The 15,810-nt window shown below is 53.4% G+C and carries 14 protein-coding genes and 1 pseudogene; 10 read left to right on the forward strand and 5 right to left on the reverse strand.

From position 1 onward, the window contains the following. Positions 1–200: 200 nt before the first annotated feature. From MKZ35_RS10010 to MKZ35_RS10020, 3 genes are all read left to right on the forward strand, one after another. Complete coding sequence (locus tag MKZ35_RS10010; RefSeq protein WP_482513137.1) at positions 201–1,406, forward strand: Gfo/Idh/MocA family protein; 1,206 nt, start codon at positions 201–203, stop codon at positions 1,404–1,406. 271 nt (positions 1,407–1,677) lie between these two features. Further along, the gene (locus MKZ35_RS10015; protein WP_482513139.1) at positions 1,678–3,111 is read left to right on the forward strand and encodes an amidohydrolase family protein; all 1,434 of its coding nucleotides are present in this window, start codon (positions 1,678–1,680) and stop codon (positions 3,109–3,111) included. A 145-nt stretch (positions 3,112–3,256) separates the two neighbouring features. Further along, complete coding sequence (locus MKZ35_RS10020; RefSeq protein ID WP_482513141.1) at positions 3,257–3,706, forward strand: GNAT family N-acetyltransferase; 450 nt, start codon at positions 3,257–3,259, stop codon at positions 3,704–3,706. A 23-nt stretch (positions 3,707–3,729) separates the two neighbouring features. On the opposite strand, the gene MKZ35_RS10025 is transcribed toward MKZ35_RS10020, so the two are convergent. Beyond that, positions 3,730–3,855 (reverse strand): hypothetical protein, encoded by a 126-nt coding sequence (locus MKZ35_RS10025; RefSeq protein WP_482513143.1) that lies wholly within the window; start codon positions 3,853–3,855, stop codon positions 3,730–3,732. Then, positions 3,843–4,154 (reverse strand): EamA family transporter, encoded by a 312-nt coding sequence (locus tag MKZ35_RS10030; RefSeq protein WP_482513145.1) that lies wholly within the window; start codon positions 4,152–4,154, stop codon positions 3,843–3,845. Before MKZ35_RS10030 ends, MKZ35_RS10025 begins: the two co-directional genes overlap by 13 nt. 498 nt (positions 4,155–4,652) lie before the next feature. On the opposite strand from MKZ35_RS10030, the gene MKZ35_RS10035 reads away from it, so the two are divergent. Further along, complete coding sequence (locus MKZ35_RS10035) at positions 4,653–6,782, forward strand: T9SS type A sorting domain-containing protein (protein ID WP_482513147.1); 2,130 nt, start codon at positions 4,653–4,655, stop codon at positions 6,780–6,782. 82 nt (positions 6,783–6,864) lie between these two features. Here the strand turns inward: MKZ35_RS10035 and MKZ35_RS10040 are convergent, their stop codons facing one another. After that, on the reverse strand, positions 6,865–7,107 hold the full coding sequence (locus MKZ35_RS10040; protein ID WP_482513148.1) for a hypothetical protein: 243 nt from the start codon (positions 7,105–7,107) through the stop codon (positions 6,865–6,867). 224 nt (positions 7,108–7,331) lie between these two features. Between MKZ35_RS10040 and MKZ35_RS10045 the strand changes: the two genes are divergently transcribed. The 5 genes and pseudogenes from MKZ35_RS10045 (at position 7,332) to MKZ35_RS10065 (ending at position 12,413) form a co-directional block, all read left to right on the forward strand. After that, positions 7,332–8,633: a cation:proton antiporter gene (locus MKZ35_RS10045; RefSeq protein ID WP_482513150.1), complete on the forward strand. Its 1,302-nt coding sequence runs from the start codon at positions 7,332–7,334 to the stop codon at positions 8,631–8,633. 550 nt (positions 8,634–9,183) lie between these two features. Further along, positions 9,184–9,453 carry a hypothetical protein gene (locus MKZ35_RS10050; protein ID WP_482513152.1) on the forward strand — a complete coding sequence of 90 codons (270 nt, stop codon included), beginning with the start codon at positions 9,184–9,186 and terminating at the stop codon, positions 9,451–9,453. Positions 9,454–9,551: 98 nt separating this feature from the next. Next, positions 9,552–9,827: a hypothetical protein gene (locus MKZ35_RS10055; protein ID WP_482513154.1), complete on the forward strand. Its 276-nt coding sequence runs from the start codon at positions 9,552–9,554 to the stop codon at positions 9,825–9,827. A 144-nt stretch (positions 9,828–9,971) separates the two neighbouring features. Beyond that, positions 9,972–11,317 (forward strand): annotated as a pseudogene (locus tag MKZ35_RS10060) (YfcC family protein). A gap of 64 nt (positions 11,318–11,381) precedes the next feature. Next, a complete protein-coding gene (locus MKZ35_RS10065; protein ID WP_482513156.1) occupies positions 11,382–12,413 on the forward strand; it encodes an alpha/beta hydrolase family protein in 1,032 nt (343 codons plus the stop codon). Between the two features lie 163 nt (positions 12,414–12,576). Here the strand turns inward: MKZ35_RS10065 and MKZ35_RS10070 are convergent, their stop codons facing one another. Together MKZ35_RS10070 and MKZ35_RS10075 are read right to left on the reverse strand one after the other, a co-directional pair. Continuing rightward, the gene (locus MKZ35_RS10070; protein ID WP_482513158.1) at positions 12,577–12,978 is read right to left on the reverse strand and encodes a DUF6960 family protein; all 402 of its coding nucleotides are present in this window, start codon (positions 12,976–12,978) and stop codon (positions 12,577–12,579) included. Positions 12,979–13,138: 160 nt separating this feature from the next. Continuing rightward, positions 13,139–13,804, reverse strand: a complete 666-nt coding sequence (locus MKZ35_RS10075; RefSeq protein WP_482513160.1) for a hypothetical protein — start codon at positions 13,802–13,804, stop codon at positions 13,139–13,141. A gap of 171 nt (positions 13,805–13,975) precedes the next feature. Here MKZ35_RS10075 and MKZ35_RS10080 point away from each other — a divergent pair, with 171 nt between their 5' ends. Beyond that, positions 13,976–15,793: an alpha-amylase family glycosyl hydrolase gene (locus MKZ35_RS10080; protein WP_482513162.1), complete on the forward strand. Its 1,818-nt coding sequence runs from the start codon at positions 13,976–13,978 to the stop codon at positions 15,791–15,793. The last annotated feature ends 17 nt before the right edge of the window (positions 15,794–15,810 follow it).

The raw sequence follows: 15,810 nt of genomic DNA on the forward strand, positions 1-15,810 counted from the left end.
TTCGTGAAATAAAAAAGCGGCAACTGAATTATCAGTTGCCGCTTTTTTTGCTACTTCTTTTACTGATCTGGGCTCAATGGCTAGCAAACACTTGCCCTTAAACCGGCTCACTTTCGCAGTATGCTGCTTATCCTCAAAATATCAACGCAACTTCTACCCAGACAGCCGGGTATTGCTAGCATACGTTACCTATTCGTGCTATGAAAACATTCGACGATTCATCATTTTCTGCTACCGTAACGGCCGCTTCGCGCCGCGACTTTTTACGGCATGCATCCTTGGGCCTGGGGGGCATTTTGCTGAGCACCTCGGGTCTGGCGGAGTCCGTTGCAAGCCAGTTCGGGCCGGCTAGTCTGGAGGCGTGGCAGACGGGCAAGCAATTGAATGTTGCACTGGTGGGGTTGGGCAAATACAGCACCGGCGAATTAGCCCCCGCCTTGCAGGAAACCAAGCTGTGCCGCCTGGCCGGCATCGTGACGGGCTCGCCGGAGAAGGTGCCCGTTTGGAAAGCCAAGTACAACATCCCCGACAAAAACATCTACGACTACAAGTCCTTCGACCGCATCATCGACAACCCCGATATTGATATCGTGTACGTGGTGCTGCCCATTGCTATGCACGCTGAATACACGATTCGGGCTCTGCAGGCGGGCAAGCATGTGATCTGTGAGAAGCCCATGGCCATGACGCCCGCCGAGTGTCGGCAGATGATAGAGGCCGCCAAAAAAGCTGGCAAGAAGTTCAGCATCGGCTACCGTCTGCACTTCGAGCCTCACCACCACGAGATGATGCGTCTGGGGCAGAAAGAGGTGTATGGCCCCATCAAGCGCCTGGTGGCCGACAATGGCTACGTGTTCAACAACGACACGCCCTGGCGCGTGGACAAGGAGTTGGCCGGCGGCGGTCCGCTCGTCGATCTTGGTGTTTATTGCGTGCAAGGCGTGGTGTACACCAAAGGCCAGATTCCGGCCTCCGTCACGGCTAAGTTCACGCCTAAGCCCAACAATGGGCTGTTCAAAGAAGTGGAAGCGGGCGTAAACTGGCAGTTTCAGTTTGCCGACGGCTCAGTGGCCGATTGCCGCACTAGTTACGCGGAAAGTTTGCCCAACCGCTTACAGGCCGAAGCGGCCAAAGGCAAGTTTGAGCTCTCGCCCGCTTTTGGCTACGGCGGCATCAAAGGCACTACCAGCAAAGGTCCGATGAATCTGCAAAACGTGAATCAGCAGGCCCGGCAGATGGACAACTTTGCCGATTGCATTCTCAATAACAAACCTACCCGCGTACCCGGCGAAATGGGTCTGCGCGACGTGCAGCTGATGGCCGCTATTTATCGCGCCGCCGAAACCGGCCAGAAAGTATCAACCAAGGATGTGCAGAATATTATTGACCGAACGAATAGCCGGTAGAGCACAGCAAGCTTTTCTAAATCTGTTATCTGTTACCCCACTAGAACGTCATGCAGAGCGCAGCGAAGCATCTCGCGTGCAGTCGTTGGAGTTAGCGTTGCAACATCAGCACGCGAGATACTTCGCTGCGCGCAGCATGACGTTCTAGTGGGGTAATAATAAAAGGTGGTTATGGTTAGGCGAGGCGCTGGGGGGCAAATTCTACTACTTTAGCAGAGCCAATTATGAGCGAAATAACTCAGCTCACAATTTCTTGCCCCGCCGCTCCCGTATGAAAACACGAGTTCTTACTACTGCCTTTTTTCTCGCCTTATTTCTGAGCCAATGTGCGGCGGTAAAGTCAGATAAAGCCGATCTGGTCATCACCCACGTCAATGTAATCGACGTGATAACCGGCACCGTGCAGCCCGATCAGAATGTAGTTATTGCCAACGGCCTTATTCAGCGAATAGAAAGCGCCGAAAAAGCCCCCCAGCTTACTGCCCAACGCCTGGACGGCACCGGCAAATACCTCATGCCTGGCTTGTGGGATATGCACGTGCACTTTCGGGGCGGCGACACGCTGACGGAGGCCAATAAGAACCTGCTGCCGCTGTATTTAGCGCACGGAATTACGACCGTCCGCGACGCGGGCGGCGACCTTACGCCGGCGGTTTACGCCTGGCGCGAGCAGATAAATTCTGGAACATTAGCAGGCCCCAGAATCTTTACTTCAGGCCCAAAAATTGACGGTCCGGGCGGCACCTGGCCCGGCTCCCTGGAAGTAGAAACCCCCGCCCAAATAACCGTCGCGCTGGATTCTTTGCAGAAGCTGCGGGTTGATTACGTCAAGATTTATGAAAGCAAAATCTCAGGTGAGGCTTTCCTGAACGTCATTACCGAAGCCGAAAAGCGCGGGCTCAAAACGACGGGCCACATGCCCTACACGGTAACGCTGCGCGAGGCCGCCGAGCGCGGCCTCGACGCGAGTGAGCACCTGTATTATGTGTTCAAAGGATGCTCTTCGCGCGAAGACAGTCTAACGGCCGTTATCAAACAGAGCCTGCTGACGCCCAAGCCGCTCGGCTTATTCGCGGTGCTGCCCACCATTTATAAAACCTATAATCCGGCAGTGGCGGCGGCTATGTTTAAAACGCTGGCCGAGCGAAAAACGGCCGTAGTGCCGACCTTATTTATTCAGAAAACGCTAGCCGAAATAACCGAGCAGGACCACGCCCGCGACTCTATGCTTGCCTACATCGACCCTGGTATTCAGGCTACCTACCTGGGCCGCTATAACAGCGCGAAGCGGCAGAGCAAGGAGAATGTTGCATTCGGCAAGAAACTCTCGGCCAAATTCATGACGATGATACCGGAAATGCAGGCGGCAGGCGTGACCATTCTAGCCGGCTCCGACAGCGGGCCTTTCAACTCGTTTGTGTATCCTGGCGCGTCGTTGCAGGGCGAGCTGGACTTGCTGGTGCAGGCTGGTCTTACCCCGGCGCAAGCCTTACGTGCAGCCACCATCAATGGCGCTACGTTTATGGACGTGGCCGATCAGTCGGGCAGCATCGGGACTGGAAAATACGCTGACCTGGTGCTGCTCAATCAGAACCCGTTGGCTGACATCAATAACATCAAAAAGATAGACGCGGTTATCTCCCGCGGCAAGGTTTATTCGGCCAAAGATCTGGCTGAGTCATTGAAGAAAATCAAGCGCAAATAAGCCACGAGTGGCCGAGTAGTAGTACGACTTTGGAGTCGTACTACTACTCTCGCTGCTGATGCGCGAACAACGTCGTTCAACGATAGTGGTACTACGACAGAAAAAAGTCGTAGTACCACTCCAGCCCAAACAAGCTCCACTCCCGATGACAGTATCCTGGACCTGCAAAAAATTCGACGACTTATCCTTAACCGAATTATACGAGCTGCTGCAACTTCGCAGCGAGGTGTTTGTAGTGGAGCAAACTTGTGCTTTTCAGGATATTGATGGCCAGGATATGGCGGCGTATCACCTGTTGGGGCACACACCGGACGGGAAATTAGCTGCCTACGCCCGGCTTTTCGACGCGGGCATCTGTTACGAGGAAGTCAGCATCGGGCGGGTAATTGTAGGGGCTGAGTTTCGGCGCTTCGGCCTGGGGCAGGAGCTGATGCGGCAGGCAATAGCGCACTGCGAGCGGCATTTTGCCCCCCAGCCCATCAAGATTGGCGCGCAGCAATACTTAGAGAAATTTTATGGCAGTTTTGGCTTCGTACAGTGCGGCGAAATGTACCTGGAAGACGGTATTCCGCACATTCCCATGCGCCGGTCTTAGTCAGGTCTGATTCGCCGAATACTTTAGTTGGATGAGGGCTTGGCAAGCGCGATAAACAGCGCGCCAGCGGCCATCAGCAGCGCCCCCACAATTACCTGCCAGTTTATCTTTTCCTTAAGAAATACGACGGCCAGAATTATAGAAAACACCAGCGATACTTTATCCAAAGGGAGGCGCGCGAAGCGTCACCAAGCTTAAGGGCCTGAAACGACAGCAGCGACGACACACACGTCACGATGCCGGCTATTACCAGAAAGGTCATGCTACGCCGGTCGATGCGCGACACATCCGGCAGATTGCCCTGATAAGCGACCACACTCCAAGCCACCAGCAGTATCAGCACTGACTGAATAGCGAAGGCCAGACTGGAATCAACATTCTTGATGCCGGCCTTGGAAAGAGTAACTACCACAGCTGCCGACACGGCCGCTAACAAGGAAAAAGACAATCCACATACGCTTCGGCTTTGTCAACTACCCCGGCACTCACGCTTCTCCAGCTACCTAGCCACGACTGCCTTACCGGGTACTCCACAGTACGGCGGGTCAGAGGCAAAGTTATTGGTGCTGAGTGCTTGTGCTAGTGATGCATACTACTATACCGCTAATTGATTCTACTACGCAAAGTGCTGATCAAGCTATAGTCTTTTACTCCCGAGGTAAAGTATGGTGGCTTCATGAATAAGCCAAGCATAACATAACCTTGTTCGTAACAAATTATTTCATGGAAACGATACTAATCGCCCTGCTACTATTCAACAGTAAATAGGCTGGTAACGACCGAATTTGGCAGGCGTAATGGAAACAGACTGATAAAATAATAAAGCATTAAGCAAGCTATTTAATAGTACTATAATTCTATTGTTTGTAATTATTGTATTTAAACTATACATTATGATACTTATTCACCCCACCTCATTCCATCACCTACCTAACTTATTTTTTGCATGAAAAAACATTACATGAAGCCACTACTGCTAGGCACTCTGGCCCTTGCATTAGTCAGCGAAACTCCAGTATTGGCGCAAGGGAAAAGCGCTGGTAAGGGCCCTGGCGCAGCCAAAAACAAAAAGTCTAAAATCTCTGGTGACCTGATGCAGGTAGCAGAGGCAAGCACTTCACGAAAATCAATTTCATCGACAGGTGAAGGCCTAGAGCTTTCCTCTGGCCCTGAGCTTCAGGTTTTTGACGGGTATGTCGTTATTGAGGCTACCTCAACTGAAGGCGACGCTAGTGGATTGCTGCGCGAGTTACAGGCTCAGGGCTTGAAGAATGGTGCCTCCTACGGCGTTATGGTTTCGGGGCTATTTCCCATAGACAAGCTCAAAGGCCTGGAAGCCGTCAACTCGCTGCGCTTTGTGCGGCCGGCCTACGCGCCGGTTCGCAACGTGGGTGCCGTGACCAGCCAGGGTGATGTATCCCTCAAGTCGGACCTTGTACGTGCTAAGTACAACGTATCGGGCGCTGGTGTGAAAGTGGGTATTCTCTCTGACAGCTACGACAATCAGAAGGGGGCTGCGGCCGGAGTAGCCAGCGGTGACTTGCCAGCCAATGTACAGGTGCTGGAAGATTTGCCTTCCGGCGGCAGCGATGAAGGCCGTGGCATGGCCGAGCTCGTACACGACGTAGCACCCGGTGCCGGCATTGCCTTCAATACCGCTTTTTTGGGTCAGGCGAGCTTTGCGCAAGGTATCATACGCCTTGAGGAAGCTGGCTGCCGCATGATTGTGGACGACGTACTTTACTTTGCTGAGCCATTCTTTGAGGATGGCATTATCGCGCAGGCTGCCGAGGAAGTAGTAGATCGGGGCTCTTCTTACTTCTCATCCGCGGGCAACCAGGGCCAGCAATCCTATCAAGCACCTTTTGTCAATTCGGGTCAGGATGCACCTGGGTTACCAATTCTGGCAGGTGCAGGTCCGGCCCATGCCTTCGCCCCCGGCGATGTACGCCAGGATATTGTGCTTCGAGCAGGTGGGTCTATTCTGATATCCTTGCAATGGACCGATCCATTCTTCTCTGCCAATGGCAAAGTAGGCGCTAAAACTGATTTGGACGTTTTCGTATTCAGGAACGGGGTGCTTGTTGGCTTCTCTGCTTCGGATAACCTACTTAGTGGCGATCCACTGGAGATTTTTCAAGTTGTCAACACCACTGGTGCAACTGCTACTTATGAATTGGTTATTACCAAATTTGCCGGCCCCGACCCTAAGCTGCTCAAGTACATAAACTACGGCAGCACGCCCATTTCGGTGCAGTACGATACGCGCAGCTCTACCATTGCCGGCCACGCCAACGCGGAGAAGGTAATTGCTGTGGGCGCTTCGGCATATTTCAATACCCCGCAGTTCAACCCCAATACGCCCCGTCCCCTCATTAATGGCTTCTCATCTTTGGGCGGTACGCCGATTTATTTTGAGGATGGCGTAGAGCTGAAAAAGCCTCAGATTTATCAGAAGCCCGAAGTGACTGGCCCTGATGGTGCCAACACCACTTTCTTCGGAGCTGATATTGCTATTGATGCGGACCTTTTCCCCAACTTCTTTGGTACGTCGGCGGCGGCGCCGCACGTAGCCGCGGTGGGCGCGCTCATGCTGGGCGGCGTGGTCGGCAATTTGCCCCCCACCCAAATCAGAAAGCGCCTCATTGCCTCGGCGCTTGACATGGACAACCCGCTCACTCCTGGCGTTTTTGATACTGGCTTCGACTTCAAAACCGGCCATGGCTTCGTGCAGGCTGATGTGGTGTTCGAGCAACTGAAGAACCGCGTGAGAAGCGAATCGCTGACGGCAGTAGCCTCCTCTTCTATCAAAGGCAGCGGCGGCTTAGCCCTCGGCACTGAGGCTAACGTGTACCCAAACCCTTCCACGGGTGAGGTCACTTTCAACGTAGTAGCTGAGGAAAACCAGCCCATCAGCGTGATAGTATCTGATTTGAGCGGCCGCGAAGTATTCCGCACCAAAGGCACGCAACGCCTGTCGTTGACTCAGAACCTGGGTGCGCTGCCCAAGGGCATGTACATCACTAAATTTGAGGTAGCCGGCCGGTCCTCTTCCCAGAAGTTGGTAATTCAATAACCAGATTCGTACCATCATTTTTTATGCAAAAAGCGCAGCCAATGGCTGCGCTTTTTTTGTATGGGGGGGCTGGGGGGCTTTTTTATACCTCCGGCAGCCGAATCTTCTCCAGGTAAGCGGCAAGCCCCGCCGGATGTTGAAACAGATGAATGAACAGAATGCGCTCCTCATCCTGCACGCGCCACATTTCGGCGTAAAAATCGCCGAAGGCATAGAGTTGCAGGCTGAAGCTATCTTGCTGGCGCTCAGCCAAAAAATGGCCTGCCTGCCGCAGCAGGACGGCCTGGTGGCCCATGGATAGTAGCTTGAAAGCGGTGAGTTGCATAGCGATATAGCCCCTCAACGGCCGCCGCCGCCGCGGGGGTTCCGGGTGAGTACTTTGGCGGGCTGTTTCCAGCGTAACATTGGCAGTTTTGCCCCCAGGCCCCAAAATTAGTATCTGCTGGCAGACAACTACGCCTCCCACTTAGCACGTACTGCCCAAACCGGCTGCTTCGTTCGGGCCGCCCCAGGGCACTTGAGCCGGCTTTGGGGGCAACTAAATTCAGCATGATAACTCCCGTACTCATTATTTTTATCGGTTTCCTGATCTTCTTTGGTCATTATCTGGCTGAGATGTTCGACCGGACCCGCATTCCCGACGTGGTGGGCTTACTGCTGGTTGGCATGCTGATAGGCCCGGTATTTCACCTCATCGATCCGGCTTCGTTTGGACAGGCGGGCAGAGTTTTTACCAATATCGTGCTGGTATTTATTCTGTTTGAGAGCGGCTTGGAGGTGCGTTTCGAGCAGCTAAAATCGGCGCTGCGCGGCACCATTACGCTTACCACGCTCAACTTCATTGTGACCACCATGCTGGTGGCGGCCATGGCGCAGCTATTCGCGGGCCTCGATTTTCTCAGCTCCGTTATTCTGGGCAGCATTCTGGGGGGCACTTCCTCGGCAGTGGTTACCACCCTGGCCCGGAAGGTGGATATTCAGGAGCAAACCTCCACTACGCTCGTCATGGAATCGGCCTTTAGCGACGTGTACACGTTGGCCATTCCCATCTCCCTGATCAGCCTCTATACCGGGGCCTCATTTAGTCTGGGTTCGATGTTCGGGCAGATTTTTACCTCGCTGGTGCTGGCAGTACTGGCAGGCATCGGCTCCGGCTACCTGTGGTCAATACTGCTGACGAAAGTACCCACGCTGCTTAAAACCCGCTTTTCCACGCCGGCCTTCGTCTTTATCGTGTATGGGTTGGTGGAGCTACTGAACTTTAGCGGCCCGATTGCAGTGCTGTTTTTCAGCATCACCCTCGGCAACGTTACGCTGCTGCGCCCTCGCCTGCTCTACCGCTATCTGCCCACCCGCCACATTGAGCTGACCACAGCTGAGAAAGGTTTTTTCTCGGAGATGGTGTTTCTGCTGCGCACGTTTTTCTTCGTGTATGTGGGCATGTCCATTGTGCTCGACAACGCCTACCTCATCGGGCTGGGGGCCGCCATCACCGTTTTGCTCTTCCTGGTGCGCATTCCGGTAGTCCTTGCCTCCGCCGACACTAAAACCCCGCTGTTTGACACGGCCTTCATGAGCATCATGATTCCCAAGGGTTTGGGCGCGGCCGTACTGGCTACGCTGCCCGCCCAGCGGGGCCTACCCAGCGGCCCTACCATTCAAACCATCACCTTTGCCGTGATTATTTTCACGACTATATTCTGTACGCTGCTGTTTTTTATACTTGAAAAACGCAAGCTACTCGGCTTCTACCGGCTTTTCTTTGGTACCCACCGCCCCCTCGATGCCGCTACCGCCGCTGCCATACAGCCCGCCGAGCCAGCCTCAGCTACCCGGAACGGACAGTTCTAATCATCTAGTACAACCTTTCTGGGGGGCAAATTTGGAAGCAGACTCTTATTAGACGAGGGTAGAGCTACTACAGAAACCTGCTGCCTTTCTGGTGAAGTGACTTACGGGTAGTGAAAATATTTATTAATACAATTAAATCTTTGTTATACAGTTACTTACTGATGTTACGCGGCAACTGCACCTCTGCCTCAGAAAGAAGCTATTGCTGCTTCAGGAAACATCCTTTCCAAGCAATCGACTAATATGCCGCGTAACATCAGTTACTTATATAGTAGTCCCCTCAAAGATAATAGCCGCCGCTGGTGCTGGCAGAAATTGGTTTAAGCTGGACCGTTCTTTGTGTTGTTGTGTCTTAAGGGCAAGGAACGATAGAATACGTGGCGCACTTCGAATTCTGACCCTTCTGAGCAGCTGACACTGAATCTGCTTTTTGGTCTTCACCACATTCTTTACGCTAAGTGCTGCCTAATAGTCAGCGAGTTGCCCTGTTACGCCTTATATATTACCGCTCGGCGTAGTTGCTTAGCGCTCTCTCCAAGTGGTAGCTCCTATGTCTGTGTTTTATCAACCATCCGCTGAGTTGCTGCGGGCTTTCGGCTTCGCAGAGTTTCGCTCGCCGCCCCGCCAAATGCGGTATAGCCGCCCCAGCGCCTGCGGACAGGAAACTATTGTGCTCTACGAAGATGACGAGCTAGCCTTGCTCGAAGTCGTTGATGGCCAGATGCTTTATAGTTTTCAGGGCCGGTTGGCTTCCGAAGCGGAGTTTCGGGTATTGCTGCGGCAGGTAAACTGGGCAGCGGAGCCCCCTGCAGCTATTTGACCGCACGAGCAGGCTCCACTTCAGCAACCTAAAGTTTTGTCTTTCAAGGATCTTCAATCCGTAGCGCTTTCTACTTCCTTCCTTTTATCAGTACGCTTATGAATGAAGACCTACGCCTCAGCTTAGCTAACAATGCGAAGGAGTGGTTAGCTCTTTCGCTTTCTATCTCATCCGCTGAGAAAGTGGTATTTAAGAGTATTCACGACGGGTTTCTGGCCAGTCACGGCGCCGAGTTTATGGTGCATGTGTACCGAACCACTTTTGAGCAGGCACTTCAGAGTATGCCCGATGCCGAGCGCAGCAAGCTCCTGGTGACTTTTCGCGAATCCATGGACGTAGCCATCGATGAGCACTACGCCAGTGTCCCTGTCTGATTTAGCCGTTTAACCCGGCACTTTCCACCTCTGGTTTGTTCTGGCCGTCACAGCCTGCGGCCAACTTAGTTTTAAGGCTAGGTAGCGGAGAATGCATTTTTTCGTGGATGTTTGCTGACAGTTCAGCATTCCTTATTTCACGTCATGAACACCTTTCGTTTTCCGCACCCGCTGGTTCTTCTGGTTGGGTTTATTGTGCTGGCCACGCTGTTGAGCTACGTACTGCCGGCCGGCGCGTTTGAGCGCCGCGCTGATGCGGCTACTGGCCGCGAAGTAGTCATTGCTGGCTCTTATCACCGGGTGGCGCCCTCGCCGGTAAGTCCGCTGGAGGCGGTGGTTAGTATTCCGCGGGGTTTGCAGGAAGCAGCCAGCGTCATCTTCTTCGTTTTTCTGACGGGTGGGGCATTTACCGTGGTCGACCATACGGGTGCCCTACGGCGGGGAGTCGACTGGCTGTTGGCGCGTTTCCGGGGGCGGGAGGCGCTGGTTATTCCGCTCATTTCTATGCTCTTCGCCACGATGGGAGCACTGGAGAATATGCAGGAAGAAATCATTCCGCTGGTGCCCGTGCTGCTGGTGCTCATGCGTCGTCTGGGCTATCCGGTTCTCACGGCCGCGGCCGTGAGCCTGGGTGCCGCTGCCGTAGGGGCAGCGTTTAGCCCGATTAATCCTTTTCAGGTCGGTATTGCCCAAAAGCTGGCACAGCTGCCGCTGCTTTCGGGCGCGGGCTTTCGGCTGATTTTTCTTGCCGCTGCCCTCACTCTTTGGATTGGCGGCACCATGCGCTATGCTGTCCGCCACCGCGTAGCCCCCGAAACGGCCGAAGCGGAAACCGAGGCGGCGGGCGGCGCGGGCCGCCACGGGCTGGTACTGCTGTTGTTGCTGCTCACTTTTGCCGCGTTTACCTACGGCGTGCTGAATCTGGGTTGGGAATTTGAGCAGATGGGCGCGCTGTTTTTCGTATTAGGCGTGGCTGCTGGCTTAGTAGGCGGCCTGGGCCTGACCGGCACGGCCGAAAGCTTCATTGCCGGCTTCCGCGACCTGGCGTTTTCGGCCCTGCTTATCGGGTTTGCCCGCGCCATCTTTGTGGTACTGGAGCAGGGCCAGATCGTGGATACTATCGTGCAGGGCTTGTCGGCACCGCTGGCGGGACTACCGGTTACACTGTCGGCCCTGGGCATGATGGCGGTGCACACGGCCTTGCACTTGCCCGTGCCCAGCGTGAGCGGCCAGGCAGTGCTCACTATGCCCATTCTCACCCCCTCTCCGATTTGCTGGGCTTGTCGCGGCAGGTCACGGTACTAGCCTACCAATACGGCGCTGGGTTGTGTGAACTGATAACGCCTACCAATGGTGCCCTGATGGCCATTGTGGCGGCCTGCGGTGTGCGGTTTGATGCGTGGTGGAAATTTGTGCTACCCTTATATCTGGGGTTGCTGGTGTTGGGCGCGCTGGCTGTGGTGGCAGGAATAGCTGTGCAACTTCAGTAATAGCTTTTGCATCAATGTACAAGCGCGCTTATACTTAGGCGTCAACAATTCAAGATGAAAGCCTATGAAATTCAGTGCGTTCTTACTTTTCGCGTTACTATCTACTTCTAATAGCTTCGGTCAAAATGATCCGAATGACTATTGGAAACATTTTGAAATTAAAGATAAATCTTTAGGAATAATAGCAATTCATGTAACTAAACCAGCTATAGATACAAAAAAGCCATTACTAATATATCTTGAGGGTTCCGGCAATTTCCCTTTATTTTATAAATCCAGAAATGGGAAATATGGAACCGGTATTACGCTAGATTACAAGAAATACAGTAAGGACTATCATATTGCAATAATCAGCAAACCAGGAATTCCTTTTAGCGACAGTTTAAGCTACTCCGATTCTGGAAGAAAATATTATCCCAAGAATTCTACTTATACTGAGCAATATAGTTTAACCTGGAGAGTTAAGGCCGCTTCACTTGCTATAAACTATTTACTTAAAACACTGTCGATTGAAAAATCCAGCGTAGTGGTGATGGGACACTCAGAGGGTGCCCAAGTTGCGCCCGCAGTGGCGGTGGAGAATCCGAAAGTAACGCACGTCATTGCAATGATGGGAAACTCGCTTAGTCAGCTTTACGACTTTTTAATTCAAGAACGACTAAAAGCTGAAAAAGGAGAAATAACACCTGTAGAGGCGCAGGCCACTATCGATTCGCTATTTGTAGAATATGAAAAAATATATGCTAACCCTACCACTACCACAAGCAATTGGTTTGGGGAAACTTATTATAAGTGGAGCAGCTTTACCGCGAAAACTCCAATCGAGAATATGCTTGCGCTAAAGATTCCTATTCTTTATATAGCTGGTGGCAAAGACAAAAATCAAAATATAATTAATATGGATTATGCTAGGCTTGAGTTTATACGAAGAAGGAAAAATAACTTAACATACAAAGTATATCCAACCTATGACCATTATTTTCAAGAGAAAATTACCTCAAATGAAAAAACTAATTGGGTTGATCATATTGATGAAGTTCACGATTTTGCTATCGGATGGGTAAAAACTTCCGGAACAAGCAAGGACACTCGTTAGCGTAATCGCACTATTTTTTAAAATGAAAGCGGCGCGCTAGGCTGTGACCCTGGTTAATTGGATAATGGTTGAACCAGATATACATTTCATAAAAAAGCCCCCCAGATGAATATTTGGGGAGCTTTTTTATGAAATGTATTGCCCATGCAGAGATAAGCTACGGTTACACGCTGCGCAATTCTTCGGGCTCAAACACCCGCTTTATTTTGCGCTTTTTCTCCACTATTTGAAACTGAGGCCGGTCGCGGCTTTCGTCCCAGTACACATCGGAGATAAGGCCGCGGTGCGGTTCCCGGCCCGGCTCCGGGTTTATTTCTTCCACCAAATCACCGAAGCTAAATACGGGCTTTTCGCTTAGCTCCGTGAACAGTTCACCGCTGACTTTGAACTGCTGCTCGTCGTAGCGAATCAGAATCCAATCGTCAGTTTCATCAATCTTCTCAAATAATTTACCCATCGGCTCCAGCCACTCGAAGGTGCGGCGGTTGGCCGGATGGATGTAGCGCAGGCCATAATCGGGAGTCCAGGGGTATAGGCCGTAACGAACAGGTTTAGGTCGAGCCATGAAAGCGAGATAGATACGAAAATTCAACAACCAGCCGTCTGCCAATAGGTTGGGCGAGACTGGGGGGCAAATTTCAGAACACGAAACGCCGGCAATTTATTCCGTAGCAAGGCTTACTTCCCAAGCCTTTATCACTTTTATACCTGCTGGCCTGAGTGCGCTATTTCTTTAATTGTTGCGTGGCATGCGCGAGTAGCCGGTTGCGGTGGGCGGGGCCGTCGTGCATTTTGGCGAAGGAAATGCGCTTTTCCGTGCCATCATTTAAGTGCACCAACACGTCGGCTGGTCCAATGGCCTCAATAGTCTTTATTTGTTCCCAGGCAAAGGAAAAGCCCCGGCGCAGAGGGTGCAGACGGCCGCCAAAACCGGCATCATGCAAATGCAAATGGCGCCGCTGTAATACGCGGGGCAGCCAAAAGGCCATAGCCACATACACTACTGCCACCGCAAAATATACCCAGGGCAGCACATGAAACCGCTGTGGAGCGCCGGCCGCCTCGGCTACATGATGGCGGTGCATGATGTGATAGCCTTCCAGGGCCAGAATCCCACCAGCCGCAATTTCCAGCCAGGCTATCTTGCCAGGGTGCAGATGCCCCCGACTCAAGTGGCGTAGCTCCTGCACGAGCAGGATAACATAGGCTGCTCCCACTACTAACTCAATAACAACCAGCGCGGTCAGGGGCTCTTCTCCACTGAGCACTGCTAAGATGCTGCTTAGTAGCACAAACGCGGGCACCAAGTGGGAAAGGCCCTTTGCCCGCTGGCGTAAGGCGTGGCGCTTGTCGTAAAGCTGCGTGTGAGTAGAGGGAGAAGCAGGATTCATTGCGACTAAGCACGGCAAATTTCAGGGCTTGTGCAATGTCATAGTTTAAGGTCGTTTTAGTAGTCAGGAGTTGGTGGCCGCGCCCCAGACAACCAAATATGGACCTCGACAGTTTAACACGCTCTACCGTCCAGTTTTTGTAGCGACGGCTCCGTGTTTTACTGCCCCTAAATGCCCTCTCACCCCGCCCCCTCTGCCTCTACCCTTCAGCCGGGTATGGGCGCTATTCCACACACTACCGGCACCACCTTTCGCGTATGGGCGCCCCATGCCGAAGAAGTAAACGTAACAGGCACCTTCAACGACTGGTCCAACAAAAGCCACCTCCTCCAGCCCGAGACCGACGGCTACTGGGCCGCTGATGTTGCCGGCGCGAAGTCCGGCGACGAGTACCGGTTTCTGATCTGCTATAAGGGGCAGGAGCTAAGCAAAAACGACCCGTACGCCCGCGAAGTGACCCACTCGGCCGGCAACTCGGTGGTACCCAACCACGATTTTGACTGGGAGGATGACCACTTTGAAATGCCTCCCTGGAACACGCTTGTTATTTATGAGATCCACGTGGGCACCTTCAACGCTCCCGATCCTGAGAAGCCCGGCACCTTTTACAACGTTATCGAGAAGCTGGATTATTTGCGGGAGCTAGGCGTTAATGCCCTCGAAATAATGCCCCCCACGGAGTTTCCAGGCAGCCGCAGCTGGGGGTATAACCCCTCCCATCCCTTCGCCATCGAAACCGATTATGGCGGGGCGCAGGCGTTTAAGCAGCTGGTAAAAGAGGCTCACCGCCACGGCATAGCTATTATTCTGGACGTAGTCTATAATCACTTTGGCCCCGGTGACCTCGACCTGTGGCAGTTTGACGGCTGGCAGGAAAACGACGGTGGCGGCATTTACTTCTACAACGACTGGCGGGCCGAGACGCCCTGGGGCCACAACCGCCCCGACTACGGCCGCCCCCAAGTGCGCCAATACATCCGCGACAACGCCCTGATGTGGTTGGAAGAGTTTCGGGTCGATGGGCTGCGGGCTGACTCTATCTCCCACATTCGCAATGTGCACGGCAGCGATGACCCTACCACCGATTTGCCCGAAGGCTGGGACCTGATGCGCTGGATCAATGAGGAGATTCAGGCCCGTATGCCCTGGAAAATCACGATTGCTGAGGATTTGCTGGGTAATGAGTACATCACTCGCCCCACTGATCAGGATGGGCAGGGCTTCTCCAGCCAGTGGGATTCGGCCTTCGTGTACCCTATTCGTGAAGCGCTAACGACCCGGCACGATGCCGACCGCGACATGCATGCTGTTGCCGCCGCCATAGCGCAGACCTATAATGGCGACGCCTTTCAGCGGGTTATTTACACTGAGTCGCACGATGAGGTAGCCAACGGTAAGTCGCGGGTGCCGGAGGAAATTATGCCCGGTGCGGCCCACCATTGGTACCCAAAAAAGCGCGCCACTTTAGGTGCGGCGCTGGTGCTCACCGCCCCCGGCATTCCGATGCTTTTTCAGGGTCAGGCTATGCTGGCCGATGGTTTTTTCTCCGACGACCAGCCCCTGGACTGGAGCCGCGCCGAAAAACATAGCGGTCTGATTCATCTTTACCGCGACCTGATGGCCCTGCGCCGCAACCTGCGCGGCACCACCCGCGGCCTGACGGGCCAACACACCGACGTTTTTCACTTAAATAATGAAACCAAAGTACTGGCCTTCGTACGCCGCGACCAGGGCGGCCCCGGCGACGCAACCATCATACTAGCCAACTTCGCCGACCAGGCCCACGAGGCTTACACCATTGGGCTGCCTCGTGGTGGCACTTGGCGCGTGCGCTTCAACTCCGACTGGGCAGGCTACGACGGAGAGTTTGGCAATTTCGAGAGCCTAGATACGGAGGCGGAGGAAGGCATTTACGACGACCAGCCGGCTCACGGCGCGTTCGGGCTGGCCCCGTATTCGGTGCTGATACTTTCGCAGGAGCCTGGGTAAAGTTTCTCGCAGTGCTC

The organism is Hymenobacter sp. R533113, assembly GCF_056835965.1.